Annotated in this window: 14 protein-coding genes and 1 pseudogene; 3 read left to right on the top strand and 12 right to left on the bottom strand. The window is 55.9% G+C overall.

Translation table 11 applies throughout. From position 1 onward, the window contains the following. Nucleotides 1-75: 75 nt before the first annotated feature. The 6 genes from E4P00_RS15730 to E4P00_RS15705 form a co-directional block, all read right to left on the bottom strand. The gene (locus tag E4P00_RS15730) at nucleotides 76-702 is read right to left on the bottom strand and encodes a response regulator transcription factor (protein WP_248131986.1); all 627 of its coding nucleotides are present in this window, start codon (nucleotides 700-702) and stop codon (nucleotides 76-78) included. Nucleotides 703-839: 137 nt separating this feature from the next. Then, nucleotides 840-2,024 (bottom strand): EAL domain-containing response regulator, encoded by a 1,185-nt coding sequence (locus E4P00_RS15725; protein WP_248131984.1) that lies wholly within the window; start codon nucleotides 2,022-2,024, stop codon nucleotides 840-842. 162 nt (nucleotides 2,025-2,186) lie between these two features. Next, nucleotides 2,187-3,215, bottom strand: coding sequence for a hypothetical protein (locus tag E4P00_RS15720; RefSeq protein ID WP_248131983.1), 1,029 nt, complete (start codon nucleotides 3,213-3,215; stop codon nucleotides 2,187-2,189). Further along, complete coding sequence (locus E4P00_RS15715) at nucleotides 3,212-4,204, bottom strand: hypothetical protein (RefSeq protein ID WP_248131981.1); 993 nt, start codon at nucleotides 4,202-4,204, stop codon at nucleotides 3,212-3,214. Before E4P00_RS15715 ends, E4P00_RS15720 begins: the two co-directional genes overlap by 4 nt. A 149-nt stretch (nucleotides 4,205-4,353) precedes the next feature. Continuing rightward, entirely contained in the window at nucleotides 4,354-6,255 is a 1,902-nt protein-coding gene (locus E4P00_RS15710) for an acyl-CoA synthetase (protein ID WP_248131979.1), read from the bottom strand. 29 nt (nucleotides 6,256-6,284) lie between these two features. Next, a complete protein-coding gene (locus tag E4P00_RS15705; RefSeq protein WP_248131977.1) occupies nucleotides 6,285-7,697 on the bottom strand; it encodes an amidase in 1,413 nt (470 codons plus the stop codon). A gap of 15 nt (nucleotides 7,698-7,712) precedes the next feature. On the opposite strand from E4P00_RS15705, the pseudogene E4P00_RS15700 reads away from it, so the two are divergent. Further along, nucleotides 7,713-7,826, top strand: a pseudogene (locus E4P00_RS15700) (outer membrane lipoprotein carrier protein LolA); the annotation flags it as partial. Between the two features lie 13 nt (nucleotides 7,827-7,839). Here E4P00_RS15700 and E4P00_RS15695 read toward each other — a convergent pair. From E4P00_RS15695 to E4P00_RS15680, 4 genes are all read right to left on the bottom strand, one after another. Next, entirely contained in the window at nucleotides 7,840-9,018 is a 1,179-nt protein-coding gene (locus E4P00_RS15695; RefSeq protein ID WP_248131975.1) for a M20 aminoacylase family protein, read from the bottom strand. Between the two features lie 43 nt (nucleotides 9,019-9,061). Then, nucleotides 9,062-10,291, bottom strand: a complete 1,230-nt coding sequence (locus E4P00_RS15690) for an MFS transporter (RefSeq protein WP_248132134.1) — start codon at nucleotides 10,289-10,291, stop codon at nucleotides 9,062-9,064. Nucleotides 10,292-10,369: 78 nt separating this feature from the next. Next, nucleotides 10,370-11,731 (bottom strand): DUF1329 domain-containing protein, encoded by a 1,362-nt coding sequence (locus E4P00_RS15685; RefSeq protein ID WP_248131974.1) that lies wholly within the window; start codon nucleotides 11,729-11,731, stop codon nucleotides 10,370-10,372. A 38-nt stretch (nucleotides 11,732-11,769) separates the two neighbouring features. Further along, the gene (locus E4P00_RS15680; protein WP_248131972.1) at nucleotides 11,770-13,521 is read right to left on the bottom strand and encodes a DUF1302 domain-containing protein; all 1,752 of its coding nucleotides are present in this window, start codon (nucleotides 13,519-13,521) and stop codon (nucleotides 11,770-11,772) included. Between the two features lie 126 nt (nucleotides 13,522-13,647). Here E4P00_RS15680 and E4P00_RS15675 point away from each other — a divergent pair, with 126 nt between their 5' ends. Next, on the top strand, nucleotides 13,648-14,577 hold the full coding sequence (locus tag E4P00_RS15675) for a LysR family transcriptional regulator (protein WP_248131970.1): 930 nt from the start codon (nucleotides 13,648-13,650) through the stop codon (nucleotides 14,575-14,577). On the opposite strand, the gene E4P00_RS15670 is transcribed toward E4P00_RS15675, so the two are convergent. Both E4P00_RS15670 and E4P00_RS15665 read right to left on the bottom strand, forming a co-directional pair. After that, on the bottom strand, nucleotides 14,557-18,249 hold the full coding sequence (locus E4P00_RS15670) for a transporter substrate-binding domain-containing protein (protein WP_248131968.1): 3,693 nt from the start codon (nucleotides 18,247-18,249) through the stop codon (nucleotides 14,557-14,559). The genes E4P00_RS15675 and E4P00_RS15670 overlap by 21 nt on opposite strands. After that, complete coding sequence (locus E4P00_RS15665) at nucleotides 18,250-18,876, bottom strand: response regulator transcription factor (RefSeq protein ID WP_248131966.1); 627 nt, start codon at nucleotides 18,874-18,876, stop codon at nucleotides 18,250-18,252. It lies immediately after the preceding gene. Nucleotides 18,877-19,605: 729 nt separating this feature from the next. On the opposite strand from E4P00_RS15665, the gene E4P00_RS15660 reads away from it, so the two are divergent. Further along, a partial coding sequence (locus E4P00_RS15660; protein WP_248131964.1) for an Ig-like domain-containing protein occupies nucleotides 19,606-20,962 on the top strand: 1,357 nt, incomplete at its 3' end.

Here is a 20,962-nt window from a genome sequence, read left to right as displayed (position 1 = left end):
ACGTGCGCTATGGTCCGCATATATCGACGAACTGAGTCCCCATAAGAATACGCCCGCCCACACAAGCCTTTTCATTTATAGAAGCTTATTGCGTTTAGCGAAGTCGGCCAGGTAGATCAACGATTTTACATTGAGCTTTTCAATCAACCGATTTTTGTAATTGCTGACCGTTTTATTGCTTAGCAGCATGGCCTCGCCGATTTCCTTATTGCTGAAACCACGCGACAATTGCTGGAGTACCGCCAACTCTCGATTGGACAGCTTCTGTACCAACTCCTGCTCGGACGTGCTGACGTCAGCGCCCCGCACAGAGCTGCTGCTCAAAATCGGGAAGTGCGTATAGCCATCCATCACCACCTTGATCGCTCGACTCAACTCTTTCAAATCGTCAGATTTAGAGATATAGCCATGGGCTCCCGCGTTCATGCAGCGTTTTGCATAAAATGCCGGCTCAAGTCCAGTCAACACTAAAATTTTACTCGGCAGCCCCAAGTCTGTAATTCGACTGATAACGTCCAGCCCGTCCAGCAAGGGCATTGAAATATCCAACATGATCAGTTCGGGTACATGTTTGCGTGCCAGTTGAACCGCGTCGACACCGTTGTCTGCCTCGGCAATCACCTCAAATTGTGCAGCGGCCAAAACCACTTTGACGGACGCCCGAATAAACGGGTGATCATCTACGACTAACGCTTTGAACATATGAACCTCTTTTCGAGCGACGTACCGCCAATTCAGAGCCTATGCACTGGCTATTACGCGCGGTCTGATTACCTAAGCGCAGATAAAGTTGATGTGCCGACGCCATGGCGTCTTTTTTAAAGTTATTGAAAGTCGGGCTACTGTTGAAAACACTCCAGCCAGTGGAAAAAATCCTGATCCTTCATGGGCATCGCCAAGTGAAACCCTTGCCCGAACGAGCATCCAAGGCTAACGAGCGTATCGTTGATAGAACGCGTGGCCACCCCCTCAATCACAAGGTCCATCCCGAGGGCTTCCGACAATGCCAGGCTGCTGGTCACTACCGCCCGGCTGCGTGCATCCGAAAGATCCTGGACAAATACACCATCCAACTTGAGCTGACTGAACGGTAACTGTGCCAACAATCTCAGCGACGAAAATCCCATGCCAAAATCATCAATCGACAAACCGCAGCCAAGCCGATGCAGGGCGTTGAGATTGTTCAGTACTGGCAGAGGCAGCTCGAGCAAACCGCTTTCGGTCACTTCAAACATCAAGGCCGCGCCCGGCAGCCCTCGCCGTTTCAACACCGAATCTACATGGGTAAACCACTCATCACTGCTTAACTGCGAGGCCGCCAGATTAAAAGCCAACTGCAACGAAACACCTCGCGCTTTCAGCTTGAGCAACAGCTCCACGCCTTGATCAAGCAGTTGCTCGAATACCTCGTTGATCAGGCCGTGGCCCAATACCGCCGCCAATAAGTCCTTGGGTAACAACAAACCTTGGGTCGGATGATTCCAACGCACCAACACCTCAGCACCAAACAAGGTGCCGTCACGCAGATTGAACTTGGGTTGGTACCAGGCTCGAAACTCGGCCTTCGCCAAGCCACGCAACACCTCTTCACGCGACAGCAAGCCTGGGGGCATTGACGTCCGGGGTGGCAAAATATTTTTTGTTTGGGCATAAAAATTTAATAGTTTTTCGAGTCTTTCCAGCTGCAGTGGTTTGTCTAAAACGCCTAGTAATTTAATGCCTGACAATGAACTCATGTGGGCGACCGCGCGATAAACATCGGGTTGTAAGTCACTGTACAAAACCGTAGCGCGAACACTGTTCAGCGTCAGGGAAAGTTGCCAGAAATCGACCATATTGAGTGCGCCATCGTTCAGGTCAAAAAATACGATGTCGATGCTGACGCCATCCTGCATATGCGCTAACGCTTGCGCAGTGTCGTCCGCAACTAAAACGCACCTGACACCCAAGCGCTGCAGCGCCTTAACCAATACCCCGCGCTGAAAGACGTGGCTCTCTATGATGAGAACGCAATCCGGCTTCATCTCTCACCCTCTCTGATTGAGCGAGGAGATATTGACGTTCTTGTTCACTTTAAGACCGGGGAAAATTCCCTATTCACCAAGGGAAAATTCACCACCTAGGGGTTAGTCATTGGGGAAACGCAGCTTCAAACGACCGACGCGCGCCCAATACCGCAGGCCAGTTCAGTCGGCGCAGGTCATCGCTCGACGTCGCTGACGTTGTGACTCGAGCCAAATCACCAGCATCAGCAAACTGCCGCCGGCGACCAGCAAACTGAGGAGCCAGCCCAGAGTTTCGGCCAACTGGGTGAAGAACAGGGTATACAACTGGATGATCAAAAATGTCACACCATAACCCACCAGCATGCCGAACCGCTGGCGCAGCCCCAATGCCAACACGCCAAGACTGAATCCGGCCCAAAGCAGGTTGAACAGCAGCAGCTCACTGTCATCGGCAAAATGCCACGGACCGTAGATCAAATCGTAGCTGCCAAACAACGACAGCAGCCACAGGGCCATCTCGGCAACAAACAGACCACAGGAAATCCACACTTTGGCGAAGCCGCTGTAGCGTGCCAATAGCGCTGTCTCACCACGCAGATGCAAGGCCCCCGCCGCTACCAGTACCAGCCCTGCACCGAAAAAGCGCAATGGGTAGTTCATGCCAAACCAGTAAGCGCCCCAGCCGGACACATAACCGCTGCGGCCGCCAAACCAGAAAAAAAACAACACGGTACACAGTGTTAGCAACAACACGTTGCCCAACACATAGCTGAGCATCAACAGTATCAGCAGGTCGACCAGCAGCAGCGCCGGCCAGTTACCGGAACCGTCCGAATAGATCATGCCCACTGCAACACTTAAACCGATCAGGGCAAAGCCACCCAGCAACTCTGCGGTGCTGCCCAGCATCCGTAAGCCTTTGCCCGGCAACCAACGCCCAATGGCGAAGAGCCCCAGGGTCAGGAGCGACAGGCTGATCGCCAGTTTGGGTAAGGTGAACGTCAGGTGTTCGCGCAGAAACAGCAACAGCCCCGCTGCCACACTGATGGCGCCGAAGAGCAGAAACCAACGCCCGAGTGAGCGCCAGTCCCATCGAGTCAAGGGGTACAGCTCACCGATGCGGCTGTGAGCTGCTGGATCAATCTGCTCTTCGCGCAGCCACTGATCGAGGGCATTGCGAACCTGTCGATTACGACGACCCAGGCTCATGACCGATCCTCCTTGGCACGCAGTGCCGCACGCTCAAACAGCCACCCCAGCAAAATCCCCGTCACGCCGGCCGCGATAAAAAAAACCACGACACTCAACTGATCCCAAGCGTATTCATAGAAACGCGTGTACAGGTCGATCCCCAGAAACACCACACCGAAGCCGATGAAGCTGGGATGCTTGAAACGAGCGCCTATCACCAACTGGCTGATCGCCCCTAGGGTGAACAGCAGTATCCATAACGCCGACTCGGACCAGCCATAACGTTCCAGGCTGAGAAACCATAATGAACAATTGAAATAGAGCAGTCCGAAAATCACGTACAAACGCCCAAAACCACGGCAGTGGCGCAGCGGCCCTTCTTCTGCATGCTGGTGACATAACCCCAGAAGCGCCGCCAGCCCGGCGATGACGGCCATGACGCGCGGGTCGTGGATACCGAAGTCGTACGCCCCCCCCCCGTTGTAACGCCCCCAGGAACCAAGCGCGTGAAATACGCACAGCAGCCCCAGGAACAAGGGCCAGCGCAAGTGATAACGATAGGCCGTGCAAGCACTCAACACGGCGGTGACCAGCAGCGCCAATGGAACACGATTTAGCCCGCCATCTTCGTCATCTATGCCGCCGAGCAACAGGCTGCCGCCGATCAGCATCAGACCGATAGTCAAAACAGCCACCCCGGTCACCGGCATACGCCCGGCAGGATCACGTGCCAGGCGCACCCCACCCCACCATAACCCGGCACCCGCAGCAAAAAACAACAACACCCCGAGGGTCACCGATTCACTGAGATAGCTCACACCGCTCAGGACCGCCATGCCTATCAGCAACACCGAGCCAATACCTAACCATTGCAACACCGTGGACAGCAGTTGACCCGGGCGCTGATAGGGCGCACTCAGCCTCTGCCGGGTAGCGCCGTCGATCAGCCCCCGATGCTGCCAATCAGCAATTTCGTCGAGCATCAATTGCCGGGGCGATTTACTCATGCGGTCAGCTCTGCCTGGGAAATGAAGGGCGGACCGTATTACGGTCCACGCCAGATGTTACGTCTGGCAGAGAATGGCGGGTGTCCCAGAGTATTGTCTACGGGAATTTTCCCGGCCAGCGGATGCCTTCTGCCACTCCATTTTGTGGTTTAGGCCGAATGCACGGCATAACGCACCGCGTAGCCATCCAACCGCTGCTTCAGTTGCTGGTGCTGCGAAACGCTAAGGTTGGGTATGCGGATATCCACTCGCTGACCATGGCGCTCGTCACCGCGCGCATCGACCTGCGCGCCACGGGTGACCTGCCCGACTTCCTCTTCAAAGACCCGGCGAATAGCATCCAGGCGCAATGCTGGCTTGAAGGTCTTGCCCACGGCAGTCAACGGAATGTGCTCCACCAGCCAGATGTCTTTCGGCAACGCTGCACGCTCATGGATATGCTGTTGGGCATGCTCCATCAATTGAGCCTCAGTCGCGTGCTCGCCGGCTTTGAGCTGCACATAAACCACCGGCAGTTCACCGGCCCTGATGTCGGGCTTGCCCACGGCCGCCGCGAGGGCCACCGCAGGGTGACGATGCAGCGCTTCCTCGATTATCTGCGGATCAATATTGTGACCACCGCGAATGATCAGGTCTTTGCTGCGGCCGGTCAGCCATATGTAGCCATCGGCGTCGATGCGCCCCAGGTCGCCGGTGTTGAACCAGTCGCCATCTACCCAGATGCCTCTGTTCTTGTCCGCCTGCAGATAGCCATTGAACACCGTCGGCCCACGCAGGCACAGCGTGCCCGGCTCGTCCGTGGCAGCGTCACGCAGGTAGTTTTCATTACTGTCGAGCACCACGATCTTGACCTGGCAATACGGCAGACGCAGGCCAATGGAGCCCGGTCGCCGCTCGCCCTCGTAAGGGTTGCAGGCAGTGGCGCATGTGCCTTCGGTCAACCCATACCCCTCGATGATGCGTAACCCCGTGCGGGCTTCGAACTGGCGGATCAGCTCTACCGACATCGGCGCGGCGCCGCAGAGCGCAAAGCGCAGGCTCGAAATATCATTTGCGTCGGTAGGAACCTGCAACAGAGCCGCGTAAATGGTAGGCACACCGCTGAAACTACTGACCCGGTAACGCTCCACCAGCTTCCAGAAATCCTTGATCAGGGCAGGATTGCGATAACCCTGAGGACCAGGCAGCAAGACCTGCGCGCCCTGGTGAAAGGCTGCAAGCCCCGAAACCATCACGCCATTGACGTGAAACAACGGTAAGCCGCACAGCAGCACATCATCCGGCACATAGCGGCCGTGCAAGCCAATGATCTCGGCCATCGCCACCTCGTTGAAGTGGGTATGGGGCGCCAGTTTCGGAGTGCCGGTCGTTCCTCCAGTGTGGAAATAGGAGGCAATGTCGCCAGGCTGAATGATACGTCCACTTTCCAAATGGTCGGCCGGGGCGGCGGCGAGAAGTTCGTCGAAGTCCAATACGCCTTCAGGCATCGGGGGACGTTTGGCCTTCACGACACTGCGCTGCGGTTCTGGCAACAGATTGGCCAGGTCGACCGTCACAATAGTCGGAAGCTGTGGTAGCAAATCAGACAATGCGGCCACCTTTTGCCATAAATCGGTACCCGTAAAGGGCCCTAACGTGACCAGCACCGAGGTGTTGGAGGCGCGAATCAGCTCTGCAATGTGCTGGGGTTCCAGCAGCGGATTGATGGCATTCACAATTCCAGCAGCCTCGCCGCCCCAGATCACAAAATGGGTCTGCGGCAAGTTAGGCAGCAGAAAGGAGACGGCCTGCCCCGGACGCAGGCCGAGACGATGCAAGGCATTCGCGGTTTGCGTGACCTTGGCGAACAGTTCGGCATAACTGATACGCCATGGCTGATCCTCGATGCTGCCAGTCGCCAGGAAACACAAGGCTGGCAGGTCGCCAAAGCGCTCGGCCGAACGCTGCAGCAATGTATAGGTGCTGGTGGGTAGATCACGCTGGGCCAGTGGATATTGTTGTTCAAACGCTTCGATGTCGCCCAGCCGGGCGAGGGAAACAGGTACACGCATATTCTTGGGCCTTTGGATATACGACGATTTCAGTTTTTAACTATAGGCGCCTGCGGGTGGGTTGTGGGAAACGCCTGCTCGTAGGCTCGACACAGCCGCAGTACCTGGTCGTCGGCAAATCTTGCACCTACGACCTGCAGCCCGATGGGTAGGCCCTCATCTGAAAATCCACAAGGCAACGAGGCGGCAGGTTGTTGTGTCAGGTTGAAGGGGTAGCTGAATGGCGACCATTTCATCCAGTCATCCAGCCCTGAGCCGGGCGGCACGTCGTGCCCGGCTTGGAACGCTGTGATCGGCAGCATTGGGCACACCAACAGGTCGTAGCGGGTATGGAAACTGTTCATGTGAGCCACCAGCTCGGCGCGTGCGGCCTGGGCAGCGGTGAACTGCGCCAGGGTGGTGTGCTGGCATTGCTCGGTAAACCGCAACAGGCCGGGGTCCAGCAAGCGCTTTTGCTCATCGTTCAATTGCCTGGCCAACTCGATGGCTCCTGCATTGATCACGGTCTTGAACAGTTCCAATGGGTTACCGAAGCCTGGGTCAACCGCCTCGACATGCGCGCCCAATTGCGCCAAACGCTCCACCGCCTGCGCGACCGCGAGGGCCACTTGCGGGTCAACCTGCACATAACCAAAATTGGCACTATAGGCGATGCGCAGCCCGCGCAAGTCTGTACTTTCCGGTAGCCAAGGTGTTTGTCGTGGCGCCCCTAGCAACCCGTCCCTGGGGTCAGGCCGTGCCACGGCTTGGAGAAACAACACCGCCTCGTCTACGGTGCGAGTCATCGGCCCCAGATGAGAGACCAGCGTGGTCGCACTCGCGGGCCAGTGTGGGATGTAGCCAAACGTGGGCTTGAAGCCGAACGTCCCGGTGAAACCGGCAGGGATGCGAATCGAGCCACCAGCGTCACTGCCTTGGTGCAAAACGCCAAGATTGAGCGACGCCGCTACTGCCGCGCCACCGGATGAACCACCCGAGGTCATGCGCACATCCCAGGGGTTGCGGGTGATGCCATAGAGTGGACTGTCGGTTACGCCTTTCCAACCGAACTCCGGGCTGGTGGTCTTGCCCAGGATGACCGCGCCCGCCTCGCGCAAAAACGTGGTGATCGGAGCGTCGTCCTCCCACGGTCCGTCAGCGGATATCACCCGTGAGGCTTTGCGAGTCGGCATGCCACGGGTTGCTGTCAGCTCCTTGATTGACGTCGGCAAACCGTCCAACGCACCGCAGGGCTCGCCCTTGAACCAGCGTTGCTCGGCAGCGCGTGCGGTGTCCAGCGCACCTTGCGGGTCGGTATAGCAATAGGCATTGACCAGAGGATTGAACTGCTCAATGCGGGCCAATGCATCCTCAGTAACTTCCATAGGCGAAAGCCGCTTGGCGCGAAAATGCCCGAGTAATTCAACGGCGCTCATATCCGCAATACCGGCGTTTTGAGTCATGGCGAAATCCTTATGATGGTGTTAATTCCTGTAGGAGCGAGCTTGCTCGCGAAAATCATCAACGATGACGCAGGCAACCTGATTCAACGCGGTGACCTCACGTTTTTCGCGAGCAAGCTCGCTCCTACAAGGGGGCGTGGTTTCAGCGCAGGTAGTCTTCCACCAATGCCACCCAACAAGCCGCTCCCAACGGGATCAGTTCGTCATTGAAGTCATAGTGATCGTTATGGACCGAGCAGCCATTAAACTCGCCGATACCATTACCCAACCCGAAGTAGCAGCCCGGCACTTCATGCAGCATCCAGGCAAAATCTTCGCTACCCATGGTTTTAAATGTCACCTCTTCCAGCACATTGGCAATACCCAATGTCCGTTTGGCCGCATCGAGCATGTGCTGGGTTTCGACGGGTGTGTTGACCAGCACCGGCGCGAGCAATTGATAGTCGATATGGGCGGTCACGCCGAATGAAGCCGCCTGCCCCTCGATAATACTGCGGATACGTTGCTCGACAAACTCACGTACCTGCGGGTCGAGGGTACGCACACTCAACTCCAGCATCGCCGTCTCCGGAATGATGTTGACGGCCGTCCCGGCATGCACCTTGCCGATGCTGATAACCGCAGAATCGTTAACCCCGATATTGCGCGATACCACGGTTTGCAGTGCAGTGATGATGCTGGCCAATGCTGGAACCGGATCAATACTGCGCTCGGGCATCGCGCCATGCCCACCACGACCAGTCAACGTGATTAACACCCGTTCTGACGAAGCCATGACCCCGCCACTCTTGATGATCGCGTGGCCCACGGGGAACCCTGGCATATTGTGAAAGGCGTATACCGCATCGCAAGGAAAACGCCGGAACAACCCATCGTCCATCATGGTCTTGGCCCCCGTCAGGCCTTCTTCATCCGGTTGGAAAATCACATTCACTGTACCGTTGAACTCGGCGTGCAGCGCCAGTTGTTCCGCAGCGGCAAGCAAGGTTGCCGTGTGCCCATCGTGGCCGCAGGCGTGCATCAAGCCTTCACGGCGGCTGGCCCAGGGCAAGCCGTTTCTTTCAATGATCGGCAGCGCGTCCATATCTGCCCGTAGCCCCAGAGTCTTTGTGCCAGTACCACGCCGCAATACGCCCACCACGCCACAACCGCCGATACCGGTATGCACTTCATAGCCCCAGTTTTCGAGCATGCCCGTGACCAGGGCAGCTGTTTCGCGGGTGTTTTGCCCAAGCTCAGGCTCGGCGTGGATGGAGCGGCGAATCGAAACAAAACGCTCTGCGCTATCTTGCAGGCGTGTATGTAGAGGGCTGTAGTTCACGGTAGATTCCTTATTCTTGGATTCAGGACAACAATGCGGCGCATCAAGGACGCCCAGGGTGTTCGGGGTAAAACCTCAATGCCACGCCGCTGATAACGATCGCCGCACACAAGTACCAGGCCGGCACCAACGCGCTGCCCGCCAGCGCAATCAGCCACGTCACGATCAGTGGAGAAAAGCCGCCGAACAACGTGACACCTAAGCTGTAAATGATCGACAACCCCGTCACCCGGTTATCGCGGGAGAAGGCTTCCATCAGCAACGCCAGCCCTGCCCCGCCGCTGAGCGCCATGGGCAGAATCAACAACGAAACGGCCACCAGACATAGCAGTGCGCTTTGCTGGCCAAGCATCACAAACGCGGGATAGGTCAGCACCGCCTGCAGGCCACACAGCCAATACAACAACGGCTTGCGCCGTGGCATGCGGTCGGCGAAACGCGACGCAATGGGCGGGATAACAGCCAGCAACACACAAGCGAAAGCCACCAGCGCGAAGGCGAAGCTACCGGGGTAGTTCAATGTACGGGTCAGGTAGGTGGGCATGTAGAACACCACCATGTACGAGCTCACCGTAGAGCTGGCCATCAGCAAAATGCCCAACCCCAGGGTCCGTGCATGTTCGCGCACAAAATCCCGAAAGGGCGTCGGTTTGTCGATATTTTCGTGGGTTTCATCCAGGTGCTTGCGGATGTACCAGCCCACCGGCCCGATCAACAAACCGATAATGAACGGCACACGCCAGCCCCAACTGTGCAACGCCTGCTCCGACAACATAGTGGTCAATACCAGCCCGGACAGCGCGCCCAACAGCGCAGCGGCACCTTGGCTTGCGCCTTGCCAGCTGACCATGAAGCAGCGATTATCGGTACGCCCGGACTCCATCAGAAAGGCCGAGGCCGCGCCCACCTCACCGCCCGCCGAGAAGCCCTGCAGCAGGCGACCGAACACCAGTAGCCCGGTAGCAACAATCCCGATGCTGGAATAGGTCGGGGTAAAAGCAATAATGCCCGTGCCCACGGTCATCAGGGCGATGGTCAAGGCCAACGCCTGTTTGCGCCCATAACGGTCAGCGAATCGCCCGATCATCACCGCGCCCAGCGGCCGGATCAGAAAGCCCAGGGCGAAGGTCACCAACGACATCATCAACGACGCCAAGGGCGAGTCAGCCGGGAAAAACAACTTGCCGATGATCACCGCAAAAAAGCTGTAGACCGTGAAGTCATACATCTCAAGCGCATTGCCCAGGGAGGAAGCCACCACCACCCGGCGCATCTTGGCGCGCGGCGGCACTGCCGTCACAGGGGCAACATAGTCAAACGAGGCGGAAGGAACCGAAGGGCTTTTCATGGCTCAACGTACCCCCGATTGACGCAAGGCATTGGGCGTGAATTCGCCCTCCAGGGTTTTCACATCAAACTGATAGCTACGCTTCTCTTCATTCTTCAGCCCCAGCACCAGGTAACGCCCGCTGATCATGTCATTCAGGGTTTCGGCGGTGTAGAACGGCACCTGATCGTTGTAATAGGACTGCTGGTGGGCTTCAGCCACACGCCACAAAGTATTGCGGCCGTCATAGTGGTCAATCACTGCTGCCTGCCAGGAGTCTTCATCAATGTAGAAGTCACGCTTGGCGTAGACATGCCGCTGGCCGGGCTTCAAGGTTGCGACTACGTGCCAGACCCGATGTAACTCATAACGCGCCAACCCTTGATCGATATGACCGGCCTTGGTGATGTCGGCGTATTTGAGTTTGGGTGAGTCGAGCTTGTAGCTGTTGTAGGGGATGTACAGTTCCTGCTTGCCCACCAACTGCCAGTCGTAGCGATCTGGCGCGCCGTTGAACATGTCGTAGTTATCCACCACCCGCTGGCCGTCGGTACTACCGGCAGGCCCGTCGTAAGCCACTTGCGGCGCACGGCGTACACGCCGCTGGCCGGCGTTGTAGATCCACGCCTGGCGGGGCTCCTTGACCTGATCGAGGGTCTCGTGAACCAATTCGACGTTACCGGCCAGGCGAGCTGGGGCGGTGATCGTCTGTTTGTTGTAGAACAGCACGTTACTGGGTTTGGCCGGGTCGTAGTCGGCCAGGCTTTCGCGCAGCGCATAGAGATGATCAAAGGTAACGGGCGTGCCCACGCCGCGTACATCCGGGACAATCTGCACCATCTGGCGCTTCATGCTGGCGCCACGGTAGCGGGTGATATGGTTCCAGATCACCTCCAGGCCATCCTTGGGAATGGGGAACGGATAGGCCTTGGTGAAGTTCTCCAGGCCGTTACCACCGGCAACCAACTGGGTGTTCAAGGCATTTTTGCGGGCGGCCTCGACAATCGCCGGTGGCACGCTGACGCTGCGGTGCGTGGGGTACACATTCATGGTGTAGTCGGGGTAGCGCTTGAACATCGCCACCTGACCCGGGGACAAGTTTTTCTGGTACTGCCCGACGTTCTGCGCGGTGATGGTGAACAGCACCCGCTCATTGGCAAACGGATCGGCCAGGAACCCGGCACCGTCGACCGCGCCGGCCGTCTTGGGCAACCCGCCGGTCCAGGCCGGGATCGAGCCGTCGGCGTTGCCGGCCTTTTCGGCACCCAGTGGCGTCAATGTCGTACCCAAACGGGCGGCCTCTTGCGGGGAAACCGCGGCCATCGCAGAAGTACAGAGCAGCAGCGCCAAGGTGCTGCCATACAGAACGGGGGTCGATGCATTCATCGGGCTCAATCCTTTTTTCTAGTTATTGGATGGCAGGTTCAAAAACTCACACCGACGCTCAGGGCGACGAAATCGCGATCAGTCGCGGTGTTGTAATCACCGCCAAAGAAATCGGTATAGGAAAGGCTCGCGGTGTAGGTATTTTTCAGGTCCGCGTCCAGACCCAGGCTGACGGCCTTGCTGCCTTCGTTGAAGTTGGGGCCATAACCTTCTACATCGTGGGACCACGACAGGCTGGGTTTGAGGTTTACCCCGGCGAATACGTTCTGATAATCCAGAATCGCCCGCGCGCGATAGCCCCAGGAGTTACGGGTGTAAAAGCCCTTGTTATTGCAGTTTTGCGGATTGACCGGGTTGCCCGCCGTCACGCAATTGCGGTTATCCGGCAGCTCGCCGTTGCCGAAGATGCTGTCGCGACCAAAGCGCAGGGCGCTGCTGTTGACGTCGCTGAGGTGGTTGTAGCCCACCTCGGAAATCAGCGTCAGGCGTTCGGCAGCCCATACCTGATCGACAAAATGGGTGAACGTCACCTGTGCCTGGCTCACGGGCTTGCGCACATAGCCGTGGAAGTCTTCACCGGGCACTGGCCGGGCAAAGCCACTGGCGAAAATCGGGCTGCCCAGATCCGCCGCCATCGACCCGGCCATGGCGGAAATCGTCACATCGCTGCCATTGAGGGACAACGGCATGTTAGGCCGATAACTGAGCTCACCGGAGACGGCGGTGGTGCCCAGGGTGGTGGAAAAGCTCAGGCCGTAGAGACGGATGTCTTCCGGGTATTCGACAAAGTATTCAGCGCTCGACGCGCGGCTGCCAGGCTTCACCGCAAACGGGCTGTCCCCTACCCGACCGCCGACAAAAGGCGCGCGGCTGTGATAGTTCATGGCGTACAACCCGAACTCGGTATTGTTCAGCGCCTCGGCCTGCCAGCGCAGGGCCACGCCAAACTGGCCGCTGTCGCGCGCATCACGATCAGCGCCGCGGGTGAAATGGTACTGCCCGGTCGGGTCCCAAGGCGGCGAAAACCCCATGCGCGTGTTACAGCCGTCAGCCATCACGTCGGAGCCGAAAAACGTACCGCAGTTGTCCACCACGGTCTGGTCCCATTCCAACTGGTAGAACAGCTCGGCAGACAAGCTGTCGCTCAACCCTTGGGATAAAAACAGCATGTTGACCGGAATCAGCCCTTCCTTGATCTCGGCTCCCGGCCGGCGAAAGGCAGCCACATCGGTGGGGTTGATCACGTTGATTCCGTTGCCGATAAAGGTACTTTCACCCCAACTGACCACCTGCTTGCCTACCCGCGCGTTGCCCGGTTGCCCGTCGATAAAGTAGTTGTGGTAGATGAACGCATCCAAGATCTGCGCGCCGGATGACTTGGCCGCCTCCTTGCGATTGCTGTCGCTGATGGGTAAATAACGGCGACTTTCATCCTTGAGTTCAAAGTCGTACCAGTACTTGCCGCGGATAAAGATGCCGCTGTCGCCGTAGCTCAGTTGCAAGTCGTGCACGCCCTTGAAGATTTTCGAAAACGTTTCGCCCTTGCGAAAATTCAGACGCCCGTCGTCTGCGCTCTGGCTGGAGGCGTGGCCGCCGTTCCAGGTCCCCACATAAGCCGGATCGGCATTGCGTAGCGCCCAACTGCTGCCGATGGATAAGGACGAATCGAACTGCCCCTGGACCTCACCCACGTTGAAGGTGACGGCCTGCACCTGGCTGCTGACGCCGAGTACCAGCGCGGCCGTGAATGTCCAGGGGCGCATGCGATCAAGCTGAAATTGGTTTGCCACAAAACTTCCCCATCGTTTTTATTATTGGAGGCAGTACGTGTCGTCTGCCGAGCGATGTTGGCGCTGGAGAATCTTCTGGTAGCGTGATAACAGTGTCCAATGCAAATATGATGGGGAATTAATGCGATGGACGACTTAATCGACTTGAAACGGGTGCGCCATCTGGTCTACCTGAGCGAGGAGTTACATTTTTCTCGGGCGGCAGCCCGTGCCCATTTGTCACAGACCGCTTTCAGTCGGAGTATTCAGTCACTGGAAGCCGACTTGGGAGTTCGCCTGTTCGACCGCGATACCCGCTCGGTGACGCTCACCGAAGCCGGCAAACAAATGATCGGGCGCGCCCATGAGCTGCTCAGTTGTGCGAAAAAAATGCAGGCCCAAGCCAATGATCTTGCCGGTACCGAGGGTGGCGAACTGAAGTTTGGCGTTACACCGATGGCCGCCAATCTCAATACGACCGACGTGCTCATCAAGCTACGCAAAGACATCCCCAGGCTGGTACTGAATGTTCAGGTTAATTTCTGGGAACACCTGTCCCATCAACTGGAAACCGATCAACTGGAATTTGTGGTGGCTACGCTCAGGGCCGACCAGACGTTCGACCCACGCTTCGCCATCACCCACCTGTCACCACAACCCGCCTCGATTTTTTGTCGCAGCGCCCATCCCCTGGCGCAGCAGGACGGCCCGATTTCCCGTGCACAGATTCTGGGTTACCCATGGAGCGGTGTTGTGCCGTCAAACGAAGCGTCACTGTACGCGTTGTTCGACCTGACACCCGGAACGTTGCTGCCGTGGACCTTGAGTTCCAATGATTTAAGCCTGTTGCGCGAAACCACATTGACCAGCGACTCGTTGCTTCTAACCTGGCGATCCTGGTTGGACAACGACCTGTGTGAAGGCTTGCTGGTGGACCTGGTGCCGCGCATAAAGCCTGGCTGGCCAGCAGAGCTGCTGACCATCAGAAACGCCGTGGTATGCCAGGCAGGACGTACGCTGTCACCTATCGCTCAACAGGCCGTCGCTTCGATCGTTTCAAATGCCCGTAGCACCTAGAATGTCCTTATTGCTGTTGCGGCTCACCTCGCCTCCCGGTTGGTCTTCGACGTCATCTATGTAGCTCGCCAGCATCTGCGCCAACGCGTCCATAGCCTGATGCAGGGTATCGACAGACTCCGTCAGCGCGGTTGCATCGTGCTCACTGCAATCGTGAGCCACTTGATCGCAACACTGGATCAACCGTTGAGCTTTGATGATCCGTGCACCGCCTTTGATCCGGTGTGTGAGATCGGCGATGGCAGAAACATCCCCCTCGCTGAATAGCTTGACCAGACGCGACATATCCTCTTCATTGCTTTGAGCCAAGTCACCCAGCAAATGCGCAATCGATGCACTGTTGCCGTAGGTCAATTGCTCCAGGCTGCTCAGATCAAAACCGTCGAGCGCCTTCAGCGTTTCTCCATCGTTATCGGTCGAGGAGGTAAAGATCGGCACCGCACCTGAAATCCTGGCAGCCAACGCCTGCATGCTGATAGGTTTGAACAGACAATCATCCATGCCCGCCTCACGGCAGCGTTCGACTTCGTCGACTTGAGCATTGGCAGTAAACCCCAGCACCAGGCAGCGATCCGCACCGGAACGCGCCTCTTCCGCACGGATATTTCTGACCAATTCATAACCACTCATAACCGGCATATTGCAGTCGGTGATCACCACGTCAAAATGACCGCAGCGCCAGGCTCTCAGACCATGGGCACCATCCGGTTCATCACTGACCTCGTGCCCCAGATAGGTCAACTGTTGCTGCAGGAGCAGACGGTTGGCTGGGTAGTCATCTACCACCAAGACGTTCAATACCCTGTGGGGTGGTTCCACCACGGCCTCGGCTTCCACCTGAGGCAATGCGTCCAGAATCGGTACCTCAAGCACCACATCGATCTGTGTGCCAATGCCTGAAACGCTGTGCAGGCTCAATTCACCCTGCATCATCGCGCACAGAGTGCGGCTGATCATGAGCCCCAGCCCCGAACCACCACTATGCTGCTGTCCGACGGCACCGACCTGGCTGAACGGAAGAAACAGGCGCTCCTGATCCTCTTTGGAAATGCCGACGCCGGTATCGCGCACGTGTATTTGAATCCGCAGATATGCACCGTCCGACACTAACGTCGCGCACACCTCAACCACGACCTTCCCCTCCAAGGTAAATTTAATCGCGTTGCTGACCAGATTGGAGAGGATTTGCTTGAAGCGCAGGGGGTCAACGAACACCTCCCGCTCCGCCTGCACATCGAATTGTAATATCAGTTCCAGCTGCTTCTGCCGCGCCAAGCCTTCAAATACGCGTATTACCGATTCAACCAGTGGTTTGAAAGACGTTCTCTGAGGATTCAGCACCAAGTGCCCTGACTCGATGCGTACCACGTCCAGGATATCGCCGATCAAGCCCAGCATCCCTTGCGCGGCACCGAACGCAACCTCGATAGCAAAGCGATCAAGCTCACCCTTGTCAGCTTTTTTCATCGCAAGTTCGAGCATGCCGACAATCGCGTTCATGGGTGTGCGGATTTCATGACTCATCGTCGCCAGAAAGGTCGTCTTCGCACGGTTGGCGTTTTCTGCGTCCAACTGGGTACTCTTCAATTCATCAAGCAAGCGCGCACGCTCGCTGATATCGATCCAGCCTGTAATGACACCCCGGACTTTCCCATCCATCCCCCGGAAAGGGACAGTCCAGTGATATAACGCGACCGATGCACCCTCTGCCGTCAAGAAAAAACGGTCTTCTATCCGGGGTTCACCGCTCTCCATGACCTCCTGGTACTCTTGTTCGAATCTTGCAGCCTCCTCAGGGCTGATGCCTTCACAATCGGTGACACGGGTACCAACTACCGCCTCGTAAGCAGCCCCTCCCACAACCTGCAAATACTCTTTGTTGCAAAGCAGCAAATAACCCTCGTAATCACGTGCAAGAATCGGATGGGGCAAGCTGTCGATGAGCGTGCGCATGAACGCAATCTGCTCGTTAAATTTAAGTTCGGCGGCATTGCGCTTATCGATCAACCGTTTTAGATAAAAAACCCAACAAAATACACCTACCAGCAATAACCCAAAACATGCAACCACTTGAAAGATCAATACTCGATGCTCTTTCCAATAATCGCGCTCCACGATTGAACTACCGAACCAACGATTAGTCATTCCTTCAATCTCATCAGGAGGAATACTGATCAAAACTTTCTCCAGAATTGAATGCAGCTCCATTTCGCCATGATGTGTACCCAACGAAAGTTGCGCCAACGACGATCCAACGGCACCGATGATTCGTATTTGATCTTTATAATAATTTGAAATCAGATACTGGGTGTTTATCAGCGGGCTGATGACGCCATCGGCGTCGCCAGAAGCCAGTAGCGCCAAGGATTGCGCAGCGTTCGCCGATGGCACAAAAATAACGCCGGGGTAGAACTTGGTGACATAATCAAGCATCCTGCTGTTAGTGACGACAGCCAATCGTTTACCCACCATGTCGTTGAGACTATCGGGTGCCTCTGCCCCCAAGCGGCTACTGAATACATAAGGGCTGGTCCAATACGGTCGGGTAAAATTCAACTTACGATGTGCCGTATGAAAGGTTGAGACAATATCTGCGTCCCCCCGCTGTACCATGTCAATCAGCTCTTCATTTGACCTGCCGAGTACGACGTCAAATGTCAACGGAATGCGACTGCTGATTTTTTCTAAAATGTCCGCGCTGATACCGCGAAACTGTTTCGCGCCGTCAATAAATGCGATAGGTGGATTGGCGTCCATCACGGCGACCTTGACCTTCGAATGCGTAGCCAGCCACTGCTCCTCTTCCGGGCTAAAACGGATGGGTTGCATACCTAGCGCGTCAGAAGGCACGGCGCTCCATCGCCGAATAATCGCCATTTTTTCCTGAAGGGAAACAGCATCTAACGCGCGATTTATAAATGCCAACAATTGCGTTTCTTTCTGACGCGTGACAAATCCGACACTGTACTTCTTGGCGATGGCAATGTCAGAAGAATGCAAGCCAGTAAAATGATTCCTCTTAATTAAGTAATTAGCCTCGATGTATCCACCCATATAAACATCCGCTTGACCGAACGCGACCGCATTCATTGCTTTATCTGCTGAAGGATAAATAGTGAGCGCCGCCTCCGGGTAGCGTTCAGCGACCTTAGAGGAAGTGAGGTAATGCTCGTACATCGCCAACCGCAACCCTTTTAAGTGCTCAGGCATTGGCTGCTTAATATCTCTACGCGTTACCAACACCGGCTGATCACTCGCGTAGACATTTGAAAAGCGAAGTTGAGGGTCCCTTGACTTACCCTCCCCGCCTGTGACCATTAAATCAATCTCCCCTCGTTTCAATGCGTCAATTGTTTCATGTTCATCACGGTAACGACGTACATGAATTCCTACATGTAACAAATCAGCCAGCAGTTCGGCGTAATCCGCGGTTATTCCTTCATAGTCGTTTTTACTGGACAACAGCTCAAACGGAGCTGGCCTCTCCATCGAAGTGCCAAGCGTAAACGAACCTTTAGCGTGCAACCATTTCTGATCAGCCTCACTCAATTCAAGTATGTCCGCAGCATGCGAGCGCCCCAGCAACTTCAACCCTTCGGCAGGCACTGCCGCGTGGTCAGCATACACTGAAGAACTGCATACCAATATCAGGCACCACAGAAGGAGCTTCATTTAAATCAGCTTATTACGCTTGGCAAACTCAGCCAAGTAAATCAGTGATTTTACATTCAGCTTTTCTATTAACCGATTTTTATAATTACTGACCGTTTTGTTACTCAGCAACATGGCATGGCCGATCTCTTTGTTACTGAAGCCTCGTGCAAGTTGTTGCAGGACCGCTAATTCACGATTTGAAAGCTTTTGCACTAACTCCTGCTCGGAGCTGGCCGCATCGATTTGACGTACCGAGCTGCTGGACAATATTGGAAAATGAGTATAACCACTCATCAGCGCTTTTATCGCCCGACTCAGCTCTTTCAAATCATCGGATTTCGAGACATAGCCATGTGCCCCGGCACTCATACAACGCTGGGCATAAAAAGCTGGCTCTAGGCTTGTTAAGACAAGAATCTTGCTGTTCAACTCAAGCTTCGTTACACGGTCAATCACACCCAACCCATCAAGTAGGGGCATGGAAATATCCAACAAAATCAATTGAGGCTTATGTGTGCGCGCCAAGTGAAGGGCCTCCACACCATTTCCCGCCTCGGCAACCACCTCAAGGCCTGCGCTCGCTAAAACCATTTTTACGGAAGCCCGAATAAACGGATGATCATCTACCACCAACGCTTTTAACATACCACCCCTGCCTAATAGATGAATTAGTTATAAGCAATGTAATGTTCGTCGCATCACTGCTTAAAAATAGCTCAAATTGGAAGAGTTGTTTTTTTGACGTCATTTTTTATCGATTCAAACCTGCCTTCTCATCAGCCTGAGCGACGGATACCGGCATGAACGATCGGCCTGAGACCAAACAGCCCTGCTACGCCTTGTTGCGCGTTGAAAAACAGGAATTTCAACTACCAGGTCGCGTACTAGACAGATCGATATAAAAATCCAGTGATTGTATTTAATTATAGTTAATCCATTAGTTTTTCCAGGTTGTACGATTATCAACTAAACGTATCAGTGCCGCCCGAATCGCTTCTTCCAAAAGGTTGGCGGATTTTTTTCTGCCAGGCGCCGAGGCCCTCAAAAGCCTTGTCTATTTCGCCCTGATAACGTGGCCCGCAAAGGGGCATCCTATCCTTCAGGCTTTTTTAAGCAGATGGCTCTAAATAGCCACTTTCGGATACTCAACCGACGTGGTGCCTGCCCGGGGCGCCACAATCGTCACAGCGCCCAAGTTCAGTACGGAAAGGGTCGTGGTGAATTTTCCCACAGCCAACCTCACTCGTCGTTGCTACATTTCATGGGTCAACTACGATTAACGCAGCCGAGGCGCTTTAAAGCTAATTTTACTCCCACCCCCAGTGGGGGTTTGATAAGTATGCCCGCTCGCCCCTAATAGCCAAGAGGTTTGTAATGCCAAACGTACTAGTCATTGATAAAAAAACTGGCGTACAAGTCTCGGCTGCCAGCCCAACGATAGCGCTCGATTCTGCCTCAACGGTGGTAATTTCCACTACGCGAGGTGCCATCAAACAGATGACGCGCGACGGTCAATCGTTGGTCATCGAGTTTCTCGGGGGGGAAAAACTGGTCATCAAGCCTTACTTCGATGGCCCCGATGGAGAGAAAAGCACTCTTGTCATAGATGACGCGGGCCAACTGACAGAAGTGGTCATCGCTGAGTCATCCGGCTTGGGAGACTCGCTGGTCCTGCAGTATGAACCTTTTGAACATGCCGCTGCCGAGGCAGCGAACAGCACCTCGGTACTGGAGAAGCTTGGCGCCGCATTCGGTGATTTGTCGACGCTGAGCAAGGGTGCAGTCCTGGCGGGGGCAGGCCTGGGTGTTTATGCACTGACGCAAGCCGGTGGCAGCGGTGGTGGCGGTTCCCATAATCGCGGAGGTGTGAGTCCCGGCGGCGTTGATACGACGGCCCCTGATGCACCGCAAATCAAGGTAGGGACCAAGGCCAACGGTACAATGAGCGTTAGCGGTACTGCCGAGCCAGGTAGCCGCATTGATTTCACATTTCCTGACGGCTCCAAAAAGAGCGTGATGGTTGGCGCCGATGCAAGCTTCAGCCTTGCCAGTGATGTCCCTCAGCCACAGGGTACATACAGCGCCACGGCGACAGATGCGGCCAATAATGCCAGTAAACCGACTACCGGCCAGTTCATTGCTGACCCTAAATCTGATACTACGCCACCCGCGACTGCCAGCGATTTGCTTGTCAAAACGCTGGGGGACGGCAAGATGACCATCACCGGCAAGGCCGAGCCGGGCAGCACAGTAGATGTCAAGTTTCCGGACGGCACTACGGGTTCGGTTATCGCAAAACCGGACGGCAGCTTTACGCTCACCAGCAGCACCTCACAACCCAATGGCGATTACAGCGTGACTGTGAGCGATGCCGCGGGCAATAAAGGTACTTCCGTCACGGGTCATTTCACGGCTGATCCGGCCGTAGATATTACGCCGCCAGCAGCCCCCGCAGGCCTGGTTGCGGTCACCTTGCCCGATGGCAAGGTCAAGGTCAGCGGCAGCGCTGAAGCCAACAGCAAGGTCACCGTGACCTTGCCCGATGGCACCACCCAACAGGTCACCGCAGGGCCTAACGGTGCCTTCGAACTGACCAGCAACACCGCACAGCCTAATGGCACGATCACCGCCGTTGCTACTGATGCGGCGGGTAATCCTAGTGCCCCGGCCACAGTGAGTTTCGTTGCGGACAACAGCGTCGATACCACACCACCGCCTGCACCAACTGGCC

This window comes from Pseudomonas sp. B329, from assembly GCF_023127835.1.
Classification (GTDB): domain Bacteria; phylum Pseudomonadota; class Gammaproteobacteria; order Pseudomonadales; family Pseudomonadaceae; genus Aquipseudomonas; species Aquipseudomonas synxantha_A.
This window is presented reverse-complemented; position numbering and strand designations above follow the sequence as displayed.